Here is a 13,331-nt window from a genome sequence, read left to right on the forward strand (position 1 = left end):
GGCTCGATACGATGCCCGCCAAGCACGCGTATGACACGGGGGAACCACACTTGTTCGGCATAGTCAGACCCTGCACGCACCGGCTGGGGGAGCGGTTCAAGACCGAGTGGATGGCCCATCTCTGCGGGCTGTGCCTGGCACTTCGCGGGGACCACGGCCAGTTCGCCAGGATCGTCACCAATTACGACGGGCTGCTGGTCTCCGTTCTGACGGAGGCTCAGTCTGGCCCGGCCCCCGGCTCGCGCCGCACCGCCGGGCCGTGTCCCCTGCGCGGGATGCGGACGGCCGCGGTGGCCGACGGGCAGGGTGCCCGCCTCGCCGCCGCGGTCTCACTGGTGCTCGCCTCCGCGAAGGTGCGGGACCACGTCGCGGACCGAGACGGGTTGTTGGCCCGGGCCCCGATCGCGGCCGCCGCCCGCCGGGTCGCCCGGGGCTGGGACCGGGCCGGCGCCCGGACCGGGGCCTCGCTGGGCTTCGACACGGCGGTGCTGGTCGACGCCGTCGACCGACAGGGCGGCATCGAGTCCCTGGCAGGCCCCGGCACACCCGTGCTGGTGGTCACCGAGCCGACGGAGACCGCGACGGCGGCCGCCTTCGCGCATACCGCGATCCTCGCCGGACGGCCAGGCAACGCCGCCGCGCTCGCCGAGGCGGGCCGTTACTTCGGGCGGCTCGCGCACCTGCTGGACGCCGTGGAGGATCGGGCCGCCGACGCCGAGGCGGGCGCCTGGAACCCCCTCACGGCCACCGGCACCACCCTCACCGAGGCCCGGCGACTGTGCGACGACGCCCTCCACGGCATCCGGCTCGCCCTGCGCGAGGTGGAGTTCGCCGACGCGGGCCTCGCGCACCGGCTGCTGGTGCACGAACTGCGCACCTCCGTGGACCGCGCCTTCGGGACCGGCGGCTGCGGTCACACGGCGGTGAACTCCGCGGGGCAGGGCGGCTTCGGGGCCGCGCCGCAGGGGTACGGGGGCCCGGGCGCCGGCGGGGCGCCGTACGGGAGCGGAGGCCCGTACGCCCCGTACCCGCCGGCCGGGCCGGGGATGCCCCCGCCGATGGGCCCGGGCGGCCCCGGCTGGGGCGGCGGTGGGGGCGGGCTGCCCCCGCGGAAGCCGCGCCGCGGGCTGCTCGCCGGCTGCGCGGTCGCCGTGGGGCTGTTCTGCACCTGCCAACTGTGCTGTACCGACTACGAGGGCCCGTGGTCGCGCGAGAAGCGGGACGCGTGGTGCGACGACTGCGACTGCGGTGACTGCGGCGGTTGCGACTGCGGCGGCTGCGACGGGTGCGAGTGCTGCTGCTGTCCCTGCGACGGCTGCTGACCGCCTGTCAGGTGACCCGCGGCCCCGGACGGAGTACCGGGCGGTTCCCCTCACCGCCCGTGTGGAAGGGCTGAGGGCCATGAGCGATCACGAAGCGGGCGGCCACGCGGCGGACGACCCGGACACCGCCTGGAAGCAGTGGCACGAACGCCGCCTGGCCACCGTGTCCGCCCCTTACGGACCACTCTCCCTGACCGGCACGCACTGGCTCGCCGACTACCCGGACGGTCGAATTCCGGCCGTTCCGGGGCGCTGGCGCGTCACCGAGGGCGCGGTGGCCCTCAACGCCGGACCGCGGGACGGACTCGGCCTCGACGGCCAGCCCTTCACGGGCGACGTCGAACTCGCCGCCGACGACGGTCCGGCCTCGCGGTCGCGGGTCACGGCCGGGGACGTACGCCTCGTGGTCGTCCTGCGGGAGGGGGAGTGGGCGGTCCGCGCCTTCGACCCGGCCGCGGCGGCCCGGCGCGCCTTCGGCGGTATCGAGGCGGGCCCCTACGATCCCGACTTCGTGCAGGTGGGCCACTTCCGCCCCTACGGCGAGGACCAGACCGTCCAGGTCGAGAACGCCGACGGACGAACCCGGGGGCTCGGCCTCGGGGGTGAGCTGAGCTTCGTCCACGGGGGCGTGGAGCACACCCTCCAGGTCGCGGTGGACCGTGAGGACGGCAGCCTCTGGGCCGTCTTCGCCGACGCCACCAGCGGCACGTCCAGTTACCGTTTCCGATTCCTGCGGCCCGGTACCCCCGCCGCGGACCGCTCCGTCACCGTCGATTTCAACCGGGCGCTGTTGCCTCCCTGTGCCTTCGCCGATCACTTCATCTGCCCCTTCCCCCCGCCCGGCAACATCCTGCCGTTCGCGGTCGCGGCGGGCGAGCGGAGGCTGAAACCCGCCCTTGCTCCAGCAATCTGACGCCAGGACACTCCCGTCAGCGTCTCTCTAGGGACTTGTCAGGGGCACGGCGAACGCCAGGCGTTCGCCGTGCCCCCGGCCGCTCCCTCACAGGCACCGGCACCCCCACGCGCCGGGCCCCGATCCCTTACCGGGAGGACGAAGTGAGGACCAAGATCACCCGTACCAGGCTGCTCGCGGCCGCCGTCGGCGCCGCCGCCGTCGCCGCGCTCGCGCTGCCCACCGCCGCCAGCGCGGACGCGAAGGACAGCGGTTTCAGTGCCGCCCGGCTGGCCTCGGCCGAGGCCTCCGTCCTGCGTGCCGACGTCGCCGGTACCGCCTGGAACACCGACCCCGCCACCGGGACCCTCGTGGTCACCGCCGACTCCACCGTCACGGCCGCCGACATCGCCAGGATCCGCCGCGAGGCCGGACCCGACGCCGCGGCCCTGCGGATCGAGCGCACCTCCGGCAAGCTGCGCAAGCTGCTCTCCGGCGGCGACGCCATCTACGCGTCGAGCTGGCGCTGCTCGCTCGGCTTCAACGTCAGGAGCGGGAGCAACTACTACATCCTCACGGCCGGGCACTGCACCGACGGCGCGGGCACCTGGTGGACCAGCACCTCCCACAGCAGCACCATCGGCACCACCGTCGGCTCCAGTTTCCCCACCAATGACTACGGCCTGATCAAGTACGCCGGCAACTCGCCCGTGCCGCCCGGCACCGTCGGCAGCCAGGACATCACCAGCGCCGTCGACGCCACCACCGGCATGTCCGTCACCCGACGCGGCTCCACCACCGGAGTCCACGGCGGCACCGTCACCGGCCTCAACGCCACCGTCAACTACGGCAACGGCGACATCGTCTACGGCATGATCAAGACCAATGTCTGCGCGGAGCCCGGCGACAGCGGCGGCCCGCTCTACTCCGGCAGCCGCGCGGTCGGCCTCACCTCCGGCGGCAGCGGCAACTGCTCCTCCGGCGGGACCACCTTCTTCCAGCCCGTCGTGGAAGCCCTGAACGCCTACGGCGTCAGCGTGTACTGAGCCACCCGCGTCCGCGTACCCCTGGACGTCCTCCCGCCTTCTGGGAGGATGTCCAGGGCGTGCGTGTTTCCGGGGGGAGGCAGGTTTCCTTATGAAACGCATCGGGGTGACCGGTCACCGGTCGATTCCCATCGAGGCGCTCGGACACGTCGGGCAGTGCCTGCGGGCCGTACTGTGCGGCCGCGAGGGGCCGTTGGAGGCGCTCTCCAGCCTCGCGGAGGGCGCGGACCAGTTGTTCGCCGGCATCGCCCTGGAATGCGGCGCGGACCTCACCGTGGTGATCCCCAGCGAGGACTACGAGGACGACTTCGCGGACGCCGAAGCCCTGGCCCGCTACCGGCGGCTCAGGCGCCGGGCCGCCCAGGAGGTGCGGATGGGCTTCGCCCGCTCCACCGACGAGGCGTACTACGCCGCCGGCACCTACATCGCCGAGTCGTGCGACCGCCTGGTCGCCGTCTGGGACGGCCTCCCGGCCCGCGGCCACGGCGGCACCGGCGAGATCGTCGCCTACGCCCGGGCACTCGGCAAACCCGTCACCGTCATCTGGCGGGAGGGCGTGACCCGGGAGTGAGCCACGCCCTGTGCCCGCCACCGCTCAACTGCTGTGCCGGGCGAGCCAGTCCGTGTGCTGCGGGGAGACGTACCGCTCCGTCTCGTACACCGCCGACGGCCACTGCGACTCGGTGATCGTCGTCTGCATCACCACCATCATCGCCGACAGGTCCTGCTCGATCAGCGTGTGCGCCTCGATCAGCGGATGGTGGCGCCTGACCTCGTTCCAGGCGACGGCCGCCGCGGCGGCGGCGCTCAGCAGCGCCGTGAGTGACGGGCCCGGCCCCGAGCCGAACGCGCCGAGCAGCGAGAACAGCAGGGCCACGCACGTCAGCAGCACGATCGTCCAGGACCACAGCGCAGTCGCCCGCCGGGACACCTCCGTCTTGCGCTGGTACCAGTTGCGCTGCTCGATCAACCGATCCCGTACGTACGTCTCCCGGCGCACCTGGTAGCCCAGTCCGCGCAGCCGCTGCATCGCCCCGGTGATCTCCCCGCCCTCCGGCACCAGGCCCGCGGCGCGGGGATCTTCCCAACCCATCTTGCGCAGCTCGTCCAGCCCCGCCTCCAGTCGGGTCCGGTACGTCGCCTCCGGGGCGCCGACGTCACTGCCGAACGGCGCCCCGTGCACCGCGTACCGCCAGGCCAGGGACTTGATGAACTCCGCCGCGCTCCGGTTGAGTTGCCACTGCGGACGGGCCCGGCGCCTGGTCGCCCTTACGCCCACCGCCAGCACCCCGGCGTAGGCCAGCGCGCTCAGCGCGCCGAACAGGTGCAGCGGGCCCGCGGCGGGCGCGGAGGGCAGGGTGGCGGCCGCCGCGGCCGCCACCAGCAGCATCAGCTGCCGGCGCGTGGCCCGGGTGGACTCCCGCTGCCGGGAGATCGCCGCCTGGTCGGTGTGGTGGAAGAGGGCCGGCAGGTCCTCGTTCCGGAACGTCATGCTGTCGCTCACAGCAACCCCCCAGGTCTGCTGTAGGGGCGGAGGGCGGCCCGTGCGGGGGCCGCCCTCCGTCGGATCACACGGCGAGCGGCTCCAGGTCGCGGTGGACCCGGCGCTCGTCGCGGGCGTAGCGGGTCAGACCGTGGTCCTCGCCGAGCAGGCGCGTCAGCTCGGCCACCGTCTCCGTCCGTACCCGGGCCGCTTCCTCCTTGCGGCCCATCATGTCCAGGCTCACCGCCATGTTCGACGCGGCCGCCAGGGTCTCCGGGTGGTGCGTCCCGAGCGCTTCGCGCAGCCGCAGCACCACCAGCCGCTCCAGCTCCAACGCACCCTCCGGGTCCCCGAGGTCGGCGAGGGCGTTGGCCAGGTTCAGGTTGCCGAAGATGGTGTGCGGGTGGTTGTCGCCCAGCACCTCGCGCATGTGCCGGATCGTCTGGCGCAGCATCGGCTCCGCCGTGTCAGCGGAGCCCGTGCCCCAGTGGAAGACGGCCAGGTTGTTGACGGCCGCCAGGGTGTACGGGTGCCGCTCGCCCGGCACCTTCACGTACTCGTCCACCACCTCCTGCGCCAGGTCCCGCGCCGCGCCCGCGTCCCCGGTCGCGAACAGGTCGGCCGCCAGGTTCAGTTCACAGGCCAGCAGGTCCGGGTTGACGGACGTGTACTTGGCGCGGTAGCGGTTGCGCGTCGCCGTCGTCAGCCGCAGCGCGTCCTCCAGGTCGCCCGCCCTGCGCAGCGACACCGCCAGGTTCTTCGCCGCGGACAGGGTGCCCGGGAAGGCCCGGCCGAGCGTCCGCTTGTAGATGTCGTACGTCCGGCTCAGCAACTGCACCGAATCGTCGTACCGGCCCACCTCGCGCAGGTCACGGGCCAGGTTCTGCGCCGAGGACAGGGTGTACGGGTGGTCCGGGCCCAGTACCTCGGTGCGCCGGTCGAACACCTCCTGGTCGATCTCCCGGGCCCGGGAGTACTGCCCGACCATGCGCAGGTTCAGGGCCAGGTTGTTCGCGGCGGCCAGGGTCCTGGGGTGCGCCTCGTGGAAGATCTGCCCGAAGCCCTCGTGCGCGGCCGTCGCCAGCTCCATCGCCTCGCCGTAGCGGCCGAGCGCCCCCAGGTCCATCGCGAGACCGCTGGTGGTCATGTACGTGTGCGGGTGGGAGGGCCCGAGCGCGGTCCGCTGCCGTTCCAGGGTGACCTCGTCCATCTCCTTCGCCTCCACGAACCGGCCCTGCGAGCGCAGGATGTTCGACAGGTGGAAGCGCAGGTACAGGTACTGGAGGTCGCTGTCGCCCAGCATCTCCTTCCACACCTCGCGCAGCTCCTCGCCGAGCTGGTACGCGGCCTTGAAGTCGCCGCGCTTCCACAGGTAGCGCACCCGGTCGATCAGCAGTCGGCGGGTCTCCGGCTCCTTGCAGAACCGGGCCTCCGAAGGCGTCAGGTGCGGCCAGATCGTGTTGAACCGCGGCCAGGTGGCCGGATTGTCTATGGGCTCGTCGTCATCGGGCCGGGCACCGGCCAGGATGCGGTGCACGGCGTGCCGGGCCTCGCGCTGCTCCTCCTCCGACAACTGCGCCCGGATCACGGCCTGGACGAGGCGGTGCACCTGGATGCTGTTGCCGACCTGGTCGACCTTGGCCATCGCGAACCGGCCGATCTCCCGGATCACCCGCCCCAGCATCAGCTTCTCCTGGAGCGAGGAGTCGTACGGCTTGAGGGCGTTGATCATCTCCTTGCTGTACAGGAGGTTCGCCGATATCGGCTCCGGCGCGAAGAAGGCGCACAGCTGCAACAGCCGCACGGCGGCCGGGGAGCGGGACTGGAGGCGCTCGATGGAGACGTTCCAGGTCGCGGCGACCGGCTCCGGGTAGCCGGCCGGCTGGTTCAACCCGAGCACGCTCGCGGCCTGCTGCGCCAACTGTTCCAGGTACGCGGACACGGGCGTGGCGGTCTCCGCGATCCAGGCACCCGCCTGCTCGACGGCGAGCGGCAGGTCACCCACCGCTATGGCCACCTGCTCGGCGTCCTCGTGGGAAAGACCGGGGGCGCGCCGCTGGAGGTGCTCGACGGACTCCTCGCGCAGGAACACGTCCACCGGCAGGGCGTCCCCGTACTGCGACCAGGACTGGTTGCGCGAGGTGACCAGCACGTGCCCCGGGCCGCCCGGCGGGAAGAACCGCTTGAGCGCCTCGGGGTCGTCGGCGTTGTCGAAGACCAGCAGCCAGCGCGAGGTGGGCACGCCGCGTCGCAGCAGGTCGATCGCCTCCTGGGAGGCGGCCGCCATGTCCTCGCCCGTCTGGGCGCCGAGCCGTACCGCCAGCTCGGCGAGGGCCGCGACCACGTCGTCGGTCTGCTCCGAGGAGATCCACCAGACCAGGTCGTAGTCCGCCATGAACCGGTGCACGTACTCCAGGGCCACCTGGGTCTTGCCGACGCCGCCGAGCCCGTACAGGGTCTGCGGCTGCGGCAGCACCACGGCCATCCCCCCGCCGAGCTGGTTGCGCATCCGCTCCAGCACGATGCTGCGCCCGGTGAAACCGGTGTTGCGGGGCGGCGCGTTCCAGATCTTGGGCACCGTGCCCGGGAACCGGGGGCCGGGCTGGGAGGCACTGTTGACGGTGTCGTTCAGGGCCATGGGCCGCTCCACCGCCCGCAGCAGGGCGGTCGTCGCGTGCACCTCGTCGAGACGGAAGAGGTCGACCGGGTTCCGGTCGATGTACGGGGTCGCGAGCCGTACGTCGCCCACCCGCAGCGGCACCAGCTGACGCCGGCCCCCCGTCGGGTCGTCGGCGGCGGCCCGGTTCCACACCTCGACGGCGCGCGCGGACTTGAGGAAGGCACTGGAGAGCAGCACGACCGTGCGGGCGGCGTTGTCGACGCTGATGCCCGAACCGCCGAGCGTGTCCCCGGAGGAGGGGGCGGGGGCCACTTCCGCCGACACGTCCTTGGGCACCACACGGAATCCGGCCCGGGTGAGCACCGACTCGATCCAGTCGGCCCACATCCGGTTCTCGGCGACGTAGCAGAGGAACAGGTCGGCGGGCAGGGCCGGGCGGCGCCGGGTGAAGGCGTCCCGGATGCGCATCCGCGCGTCCTCGGCGATGGCCGGCATGGAGGTGACCTCGCCCTCGGTGACCACGGCGGTGAGCCGCTCGAACGCCGAGAGCAGGGAGTTGGTGAGACCGGCCTCGTCGCCGAAGGTGGCCAGGGTCTCCTCGTAGGCGTAGTAGGGCCGGTACGGGATCTCCACGGCGCCCCAGTAGGACGTCAGGTCGTCCCCGACGAGGCCGCCCGGGAAACGGTCGAACTTGATCCGGGCCAGTGCCCGGCCCGCGTCGGCCTTCTCCTTCTCGCCCTCGTCGATGCGCATCGGCACCGGGTAGATCTTGATGCCCCGGTCGTTGAACCGTTCGTCGATCTGCCGGGCCACGGAGGCTGCGCCGTCGATGGACTGGTCGGAGAGGGTGAAGCAGTCGACCAGGACGTCCGGCAGGTGCACGGTGCAGATGTCGGCGATGTCGGACAGGCCGGTGCGGCTGTCGATCAGCACGTAGTCGTAGTTCTTCTTCATGTCGGCGCGCAACGCGTCGAAGAAGAGGCCGCCTCCGAGGCGGTCGTAGAAGTTGTCCCAGTCGAAGGTGGACACGGTCGCCGAGTACTCGCGGTTCTGCCGGCCCGCCGAGACGAAGTCGAGCGTGCCGCCGTCGGGGAACTCCCAGCCCAGCGTCTCCGGGGTGAGTGAGACCGCGTGCGGCTGTATCCGCGCGTAGTCCTTGTGCCAGTCGTCGGCGCGCTGCACCGGGCTGGTGGCGGCCCAGGCGTATTCGCTGATCAGGTCGATGACCCCGGTGGTGGCCCCGAGCGTGGAGGGGTCCAGGAAGGGGTGGAAGAAGCGGTGCAGGCCCGGCGCCTCCAGGTCCCAGTCCACGGCGAGCACGCGCTTGCCGTTGGCCGCCAGGATCCAGGCGGTGTTCGCCAGCGCCATGGTGCGGCCGGTACCGCCCTTGTAGGAATAGAAGGTGACGATGCGTCCGCCACGGCTGTCACGACCGGCTGTCATCCGTGTCCCCCCGCTCTGTGTCGCTGACGTCGTTGGTGTCGGGCCCGCCCGGTGCGTCGCCGCCCGCCTCGGTGTCGGGCGGGAAGGGGACGCGCGGCGGCGGCGGGGGCGGCTCGTCCATCCCCATCGGCCCGATCAGCCGCGGCCGTTCGATGTGGGTACCGCCTGCCGGCGGGTACACCTGGGCGTGTCTGAGGAACTGCTGGGCGGCGGCCTCGACCACCTGGGGCAGGATCTGCCCGAGCATCTCCATGTTGGCCACGCCGTTGGCGGCCGCCCGGCAGGCGGCCCGGCCCTGGCTCATCTTGACGGGCATCGTCCCCTCCAGCCGGTCCGCCAGCTCGCCCTCCTTCGCGCGGCTCTGGTGGTCGTACCGGTTCCAGGGCACGACCACGTTGATCCACGGTCGGTGTTCCTGGTCGAAGGCGGCCAGGCGCTGGCGGCGCTGCTCGTCCTCCACCGCCCAACGGTCGACGATCAGGATCTCCGGCCGGGTCGGCGGCTGCTTGCTGTCGAAGTGGCCCGCCTCGTCGTCGAAGGAGCCGAGGCTGGTCTGGTAGTTGAGGTTGCGGATCACGTCCTCGGCCACGTAGGCGATGGGCCGCTGCGCCACCGGGTGGTACGGGTTCCACTCCAGCGCGTTGTCCCCGTAGTACTCGGGGCTGCGGCCCTCCGGGATGTCGTGGCGGGAGGCGGCCGCGACCGTGATGTGCAGGGTGCGGGCCGGGTTGCCGCCGTTGCTGCCGAAGGCACTCGGGACCACCCGGTAGTCCAGCGGCTTGATCGGGTCGATGCGTACGGTCTCGGCGACGTGCACGATGCGCTTGGCGAGTTCGTACACGGCCGCCTCGTACTGCTCCGCGTAGCCGCGCAGTTTGATCAGGCCGTACAGGCCGTCGGTGACGTAGCGCTCGCCGAAGGTGTTGTGGTTGAACTGCAACCGCGAGGCCGGGCCCGGCATGTGGGTCGCCGGCACCGGGACCCACAGGGCCGGCACGATGGCCTCCGGCGGCGGCTCGTTGTGGCGCGCGCCGTGCTGGATCGCGCGCTGCGCGAAGGCGAACCACTCCTTCCCGCACATCTCGCTGGCGAAATAGCGCGGCGAGAACAGGGGGACGAAGACCCGGCAGGTGGCGAGCGCCGCCGCGAGCCGTTCCGACCAGCCCTCGCCGCTGCGTATCTCACGGTCCATGAAGCCGGCCTCGGAACCGGCGGGAAGATCAGTCAGCGCCATCACGTGGTTGCAGAGATCGCGGAAGAGCCGCTCGACCCACATGTCGGGGTCGGGCCCCCCGGCCCCGAATCTCGGCGTATGCGCATAACTGAGAAAGAAGTACGGCTGCACTGATGCGGGCACACGACCCCCGTCCCGAAGATGCGAGCGAAGAAACATCATTCCGGAGCTGCTTCGCCACATCCCCTCATCGTTCAGTCAATCAGCGTCTGTTTTCGGTCATCCAGTCGATTGCGTGACCAACGGCATCGGGAATCGAGAAGAGCACGGCCGTCGCCCCTCCCAGCCGACCCCTGCGCAACCGTGAATCCGGGAACGCGTCGCCGATCTCCCCGAAATCACTGTCGTCCAGCGCGACGTCCTCGTACGTCGTCCACCCCTCCCCCTGCCGGCCCCCCGGAAGGTTCACCTTCACCACACAGTCGTACATGCGCAAGGGGGGCTTCGGAATTCGGTACTCCGCCAGATGGAAAGCGGTGCAGGCCGAAAATCCCACATTGATCATGAGCACCTGACCCCCCTCCCCGCACATTTTCCCCAGGGGCGACTCCTCGCCCAGGTGGCATTCGAGGCGGTGACCTGCGCACAACCGCCGCGCGTCCTTTCCGAGTGCCGCGAAGGAGGTTTGCGGGTGCGCGCTGCGCGCGGCGCCCGGGGAGGTACGGACCGTCTCGGCGAAGCGCCCCACGCCCTGGCTCGGGGTCCGTCGCGGGTCGAAGGCGGGCATCCGGGCCCGGAACTCCCGCACCCGCGACGGCGAGAGGCCCGCGATCCGCTCCAGGTGCGCCGTGGAGGTACGGGAGTTCTCCGAGGTGAACGCGGGTACGACCAGGGTGCCGTCCCGACCCAGCACGTCCGTCAGGGCGTCGCGCAGCGACTCGGTCCGCAGGCCGGTCCCGCCGAGCGCCGCGTGCACCAGCAGGGGCGCGGCCGGCCGCACACCGAGCCGGCGTAACTCCCCGGCCAGCGCGGGCGCGCCCGGGCCGCCGGAAGACGTCACGCGTCGACCGCCTTCGACTCCCACCGCAACTCCGCCACCAGCCGCTTGCCGGTACTGGTCAGCTCGGCCGCACCGGCCAGCCGGTCCAGGGCCCGCTGGATACGGTCCGACGCCCCCGGCTCGGGGGCGGCCGTGGCCCGTCGGTACGCCTCCACCGCCACCCGCTCGTGCACGTCGGCCAGCAGCCGGGACACCGGCACCGGGCGCTCCCGCCAGGGCGACGGGTGCTGCCACTCCCCGTCGAGCGCGTACAGGTCCGCCACCTCGGTCAGCGCCCGCAGCCGCGCCCGCCGCCGGCCCGTCAGCAGGGCCAGGGCCGTCTCCCGGGCGCCGGCGCCGTACGGCACCCCGAGCGCCCCCGGGCCGTGCCGGCCCGCCTCGCCCCAGCCGTGCGCACGCGGACCGCCCGCGAGCGGGGTCAGCGTCGTCAGCCCCGCCGCGGCGGCCCGGGCGAACTCCGGGACGGCGGTGTGCAGCAGCGCCCAGGCCGCGTCGAGGCGGCCCCGCCACTCCTCGGCCTCCCCGGCTCCCAGTCGCAGCCGGGGCGGGCGGGCGAAGCAGTTGCGGTAAGGGTCGAGGTCCTCCAACGCCACCGGGGCGCCGTCCGACCCGGGCGGCGACCAACTCCGTACGGGCAGCCAACGCGCGTCCCCCGCCGCCGGGCCGAAGCGGTGCTCGGCGCGGCCGTCGCGCACCGCGTACCCCGAGCCGGTGGCACGCAGCGCCGCCCGGCCCTGCGTGCCCGGCGCGCCCAGCCGCAGCAGCCCCAGCGTCGGCAGGTACACCTCGCCGTCCCGGTAGGGCACCTCGGCCGGCAGGTCCAGCCCGCCCCGCAGCACGGCCGCCGCGGCCAGCGCGGCCAGTCTGCGCGCCGCGCCGGGGCCGTCCGGGCGCCCGTCCCGCCCGGCGTCCAGGGCCTCCAGGACCCAGGTGCGGGTGAAGGGGTGGTCCAGTACGGCGCCCAAGGCCCGCGCGCCCGGCTCCCCCGCCCGCTCCACTCGGGCCAGCAGCTCCCAGGACCGCGCCCACTCGGGGTCACCCGTACGGTCGGCGTTCAGCCGGGCGAGCAGGACCCGGGTCAGCTGCTCCTGCGAGCGGGCCAGTTCGGCCGGGTCGGTGAGCTCCGGCGCGGTCTGCCGGGACGCGGTGCGGCCCTCGACGCCGTCCACCAGCTCGCGCAGGTCGGTGCAGTACACGGAGGGGTGGTCGAAGCCGCCCTCGCCGCCCGGGTCGGCCCGGTAGCGGTGGGTGTACAGGCCGCCGCCGCACGAACGTACGACGGGGCACCGGCGGCACGTGGCACTGACGCCGGCCAGGCCCAGTTGCCGGGCCCGTACCCCGGGGTGGGCGGCGACCTCGTCGAAGGAGTGGCCGAAGACGTCGAAGCCGGTGGCGGCGGCGCCCTCGTAGGCGCTCTTGAGGGAGTCGACCTGCTCCAGCGTCCCGTCCGTCTCGACGACGACCAGGTCGGTCGGCGCGAGGCCCAGGGACTCGGTCAGGCTCGGGCCGCCGCGCAGGGTGGACAGCAGGGACTCGAAGAGCCGTACGGAGACCGGCCGCCCGAGGCGCTCCCAGTGGTCGAAGACCCGAAGCAGCCAGCGCGCGTACGCGTCGGGTGCGCCGTCGGGCCGGACCGGCGGGGTCTCCCACGTGGCGTGGGGGAGCAGGAAGTCCACCCGGGGCGGTTCCAGCTCCACGAGGGCGTCCAGCACGGCGACGGGGTCGTTGGCGAGGTCCACGGTGCAGAGCAGGCCCTGGTAGAGGTGGCGGTAGGGCTCCGAACGGAGCAGCGCTACGGCGGCCAGGACCAGGGGGTGACTGGTGCGCCCGTCGGCGAACCTGCGGTGGCGGTCGTTCGCTGCGCGGTCCCCGTCGAGGGAGATGCCCACGCGCACGTCGAATTCGGCGAAGAGGTCGAGGCAACGGCTGGTGAGCTGGAGCCCGTTGGTGTGGATCCGCAGGTCGAGCGCGGCGGTCCCGGCGAGCGCGCGGGTGAACTCCTCGCACACGAGGCGTAGTCGGGCGGGGCCCGCCAACAGGGGTTCCCCTCCGTGGAGAATCACCGTGACGGAGGGGAGTGCATGGTCACGGGCATGTTCGGCGAGCCGCGACGCGGTCTGCGAAACGACCTCGGGGGAGATCACTTTCGGCCGGGCTCGCCAGCTCTGATCAGCGTGTTCGTAGACATAGCAATGATCACAAGCGAGATCGCATCTGCTGTGAACCTTGAGGACGATCTCGCGAAATGCGATCAGGCCGGTCATTCCACCAGTCTAGAGCGCGGGCTCCGG

General features: G+C 72.5%; 9 protein-coding genes. 4 read left to right on the forward strand and 5 right to left on the reverse strand.

Annotated elements, in window-relative coordinates:
- Positions 1-50 precede the first annotated feature (50 nt).
- The 4 genes from E6R62_RS20505 (at position 51) to E6R62_RS20520 (ending at position 3,831) form a co-directional block, all read left to right on the forward strand.
- Positions 51-1,322 (forward strand): DUF5685 family protein, encoded by a 1,272-nt coding sequence (locus E6R62_RS20505; RefSeq protein WP_136214945.1) that lies wholly within the window; start codon positions 51-53, stop codon positions 1,320-1,322.
- 79 nt (positions 1,323-1,401) lie between these two features.
- Positions 1,402-2,235 (forward strand): DUF1684 domain-containing protein, encoded by an 834-nt coding sequence (locus tag E6R62_RS20510; protein WP_136214946.1) that lies wholly within the window; start codon positions 1,402-1,404, stop codon positions 2,233-2,235.
- 143 nt (positions 2,236-2,378) lie between these two features.
- Positions 2,379-3,260 carry a S1 family peptidase gene (locus E6R62_RS20515; RefSeq protein ID WP_136214947.1) on the forward strand — a complete coding sequence of 294 codons (882 nt, stop codon included), beginning with the start codon at positions 2,379-2,381 and terminating at the stop codon, positions 3,258-3,260.
- Between the two features lie 91 nt (positions 3,261-3,351).
- Positions 3,352-3,831 carry a hypothetical protein gene (locus E6R62_RS20520; RefSeq protein ID WP_136214948.1) on the forward strand — a complete coding sequence of 160 codons (480 nt, stop codon included), beginning with the start codon at positions 3,352-3,354 and terminating at the stop codon, positions 3,829-3,831.
- A 24-nt stretch (positions 3,832-3,855) separates the two neighbouring features.
- Here the strand turns inward: E6R62_RS20520 and E6R62_RS20525 are convergent, their stop codons facing one another.
- From E6R62_RS20525 to fxsB, 5 genes are all read right to left on the reverse strand, one after another.
- Entirely contained in the window at positions 3,856-4,752 is an 897-nt protein-coding gene (locus E6R62_RS20525) for a DUF4231 domain-containing protein (RefSeq protein ID WP_136214949.1), read from the reverse strand.
- A gap of 76 nt (positions 4,753-4,828) precedes the next feature.
- Entirely contained in the window at positions 4,829-8,806 is a 3,978-nt protein-coding gene (gene fxsT / locus E6R62_RS20530) for an FxSxx-COOH system tetratricopeptide repeat protein (protein ID WP_136214950.1), read from the reverse strand.
- Positions 8,790-10,199 carry a TIR-like protein FxsC gene (locus E6R62_RS20535; protein ID WP_168714122.1) on the reverse strand — a complete coding sequence of 470 codons (1,410 nt, stop codon included), beginning with the start codon at positions 10,197-10,199 and terminating at the stop codon, positions 8,790-8,792. The genes fxsT and E6R62_RS20535 overlap by 17 nt, the downstream gene beginning before the upstream one ends.
- A 43-nt stretch (positions 10,200-10,242) precedes the next feature.
- Entirely contained in the window at positions 10,243-11,040 is a 798-nt protein-coding gene (locus E6R62_RS20540; protein WP_136214951.1) for an aminoglycoside N(3)-acetyltransferase, read from the reverse strand.
- The gene (fxsB, locus tag E6R62_RS20545; protein WP_206308787.1) at positions 11,037-13,304 is read right to left on the reverse strand and encodes a radical SAM/SPASM protein FxsB, inactivated metallohydrolase extension form; all 2,268 of its coding nucleotides are present in this window, start codon (positions 13,302-13,304) and stop codon (positions 11,037-11,039) included. The genes E6R62_RS20540 and fxsB overlap by 4 nt, the downstream gene beginning before the upstream one ends.
- Positions 13,305-13,331 lie beyond the last annotated feature (27 nt).

It is taken from the genome of Streptomyces sp. A1136, assembly GCF_004795055.1.
GTDB lineage: Bacteria > Actinomycetota > Actinomycetes > Streptomycetales > Streptomycetaceae > Streptomyces.

Bases quoted from the DNA above. Each gene is read 5' to 3' on its own strand.
- E6R62_RS20520 (WP_136214948.1), top strand. From the start codon at position 3,352: ATGAAACGCATCGGGGTGACCGGTCACCGGTCGATTCCCATCGAGGCG.
- E6R62_RS20525 (WP_136214949.1), bottom strand. From the start codon at position 4,752: ATGACGTTCCGGAACGAGGACCTGCCGGCCCTCTTCCACCACACCGAC.
- fxsB (WP_206308787.1), bottom strand. From the start codon at position 13,304: ATGACCGGCCTGATCGCATTTCGCGAGATCGTCCTCAAGGTTCACAGC.
- E6R62_RS20510 (WP_136214946.1), top strand. From the start codon at position 1,402: ATGAGCGATCACGAAGCGGGCGGCCACGCGGCGGACGACCCGGACACC.
- E6R62_RS20535 (WP_168714122.1), bottom strand. From the start codon at position 10,199: ATGTTTCTTCGCTCGCATCTTCGGGACGGGGGTCGTGTGCCCGCATCA.
- fxsT (WP_136214950.1), bottom strand. From the start codon at position 8,806: ATGACAGCCGGTCGTGACAGCCGTGGCGGACGCATCGTCACCTTCTAT.